Origin of the sequence: Millionella massiliensis, from assembly GCF_900104655.1 — a bacterium.
Taxonomy (GTDB): domain Bacteria; phylum Bacteroidota; class Bacteroidia; order Bacteroidales; family Rikenellaceae; genus Rikenella; species Rikenella massiliensis.
Window position 1 is genome coordinate 1 of record NZ_FNWD01000001.1, and the last position, 1,882, is coordinate 1,882.

The following is a 1,882-nucleotide window of genomic DNA, read 5'->3' on the forward strand; positions in this document are numbered from 1 at the left end:
TGTTGGCAACCGGCGCAGCGCTGGTGCTAACAGGTGGTGCGGTGACAAACTTTTTGATTGCCCAACAAAAAGCGGTGGTGCCTCAGGATGATTTGACATTGGCCAATGTTGAAGCGTTGGCTGCAATCTCTGATGAAATGCAAGAGAAGAAGTATAGTTATAGTTCTGTTCATAATAATGAATGTACAATTATGATTGGGACCCAGCCAGTTAAAGGATATAAACCCATATGTGTTGCTGGATGGGAGTATCCTGTTTGTGCCGATTGTGTCGCATTGTAGTTTGTTATCGGCAGTCTGTAGATGCAGACTGCCGATAACTCATTCATTCAAACATTATTATGAAGAACAAAAGATTAGTGTTTTCGTGGTTTCTTACCGGGATGTTGTGTGGGTTGATGTGTGGGTGCGGTTCAAAGGGTAATCAACCGGAGCTTTCAGCAGAAGGAGGCGAAGAGATCATTTTGGAAAAGATTTCGACAGTGCCGGTGCATCAACGAATCGATTCAGTATGGTGTGTGCCGCTGGAGACGACCGATAGTTCTTTGGTGTCCAGCGTGTTCGCGGTGGAGGTGATGGATGACCGATTTTATGTATTGGATGGTAGCTGTGCATCGATTTTGATTTTCGACAAGCAGGGACATTACCTCGGCGGTATTTACGATCAGGGGCCGGGGCCAAAGGAGTATATTCGAATTGTCGATATGAAATTGGATCGGTTGAACAAACAGATTTTGGTGACTGATCAGTTTTCTAAGAAGTTGTTGGTTTATGACCGTGACGGTAATTGGGTGAAGACTGTTCCGTTTGCGTATTGTGAGGGAATTGTTGTTCCTTTTAAGGGAGGGCGATATGTGCAGGTTAATGATGGGCGTGAGCAGTTTTTGCCCGACGATATGCGGCCTTGGAATTTGACCTTGTTTGACGATCAAGGTCATCCGCTGGCAAACTGGTTGCAAGATCAGACGCCTAATCGAATCGATTTAGGGATGATCTGGCACGTTTGTACTTTGGATAATGGTGAGTTGCTTTTCAAACCATTGTTAGCATCAACACTTTATAGGGTCAGAGAGGACAGTATTGTTCCGGAATATCGGTTGATTAATCGATTGGATGGGTGTAAATCACTATCGGAATCGGATTTGCAGAATATAAGTTATATATGGGGGGATGAAAAATGTTCTTATGAAGATTATTTTCAGAGTGCATATATATTGCCGGAATCAATTTTAAATAGTGACCGATATTTGTGTGTTTACCTGTACATCGTTGATAAGCCATGCTATGTGTTGTATGATAAGGAAAGTGACCGAACTGAGGTGATTAGTCTCAAAGACGATTCTCCCAATGACATTAAGTTCTATACGGTCGATGATGCTTTGTGGCAGTTGTTCTCCTGCTTTCCTCGGTGTGTTGACGGTAAGGCGTTCTATGTCGAGTTGAACCATATCCATAAACTCATGATGGGCGATAAGGATCCCGGTCCGAAGTTCGGCCCGATTTACGACGCGCTGGGCGAAAACGATAATCCCGTGTTGGTGGGCTATACCCTTAAATCTGTTGATGCCGATGAGTAGCCGTAATGATCATAAAGCTATCCTTGTCGGGCTGGTGTTGTGGCTGGTAATGAGTTGCGGAGGAGTTCCCGCCGTACAAGACAGCCCCATTGCTTCGGTACGTGGCACGGTGGTCGATATTCCGGCTCTGTTGGATACATTAAGACCGGTGCGTGCCGCATCGGTGTATGCAGATACAGCTTGTTTTAAACTTGTCTCATATTTTGACGCTACGGGCTGTACATCATGTAAGTTGAAAGAATTGTATGTTTGGCGGCGTATGTTGGCTTTGGATTCCATCTCATCCTGTCTGTTCGTGTTCAATAC

Annotated in this window: 2 protein-coding genes and 1 pseudogene; all 3 read left to right on the top strand. The window is 44.7% G+C overall.

The features are described from left to right. Window positions 1–281: hypothetical protein (locus tag BQ5379_RS11175; RefSeq protein ID WP_159431188.1), on the top strand; the 281-nt coding region annotated here is incomplete at its 5' end. A gap of 59 nt (window positions 282–340) precedes the next feature. Further along, window positions 341–1,576 carry a 6-bladed beta-propeller gene (locus BQ5379_RS00010; protein ID WP_071133538.1) on the top strand — a complete coding sequence of 412 codons (1,236 nt, stop codon included), beginning with the start codon at window positions 341–343 and terminating at the stop codon, window positions 1,574–1,576. Then, window positions 1,569–1,882: pseudogene (locus BQ5379_RS11255) on the top strand (hypothetical protein); the annotation flags it as partial. The gene BQ5379_RS00010 and the pseudogene BQ5379_RS11255, both read left to right, overlap by 8 nt.

Excerpts from the sequence above, each read along its gene's own strand:
- BQ5379_RS00010 (WP_071133538.1), top strand. The coding sequence starts at position 341 with ATGAAGAACAAAAGATTAGTGTTTTCGTGGTTTCTTACCGGGATGTTG.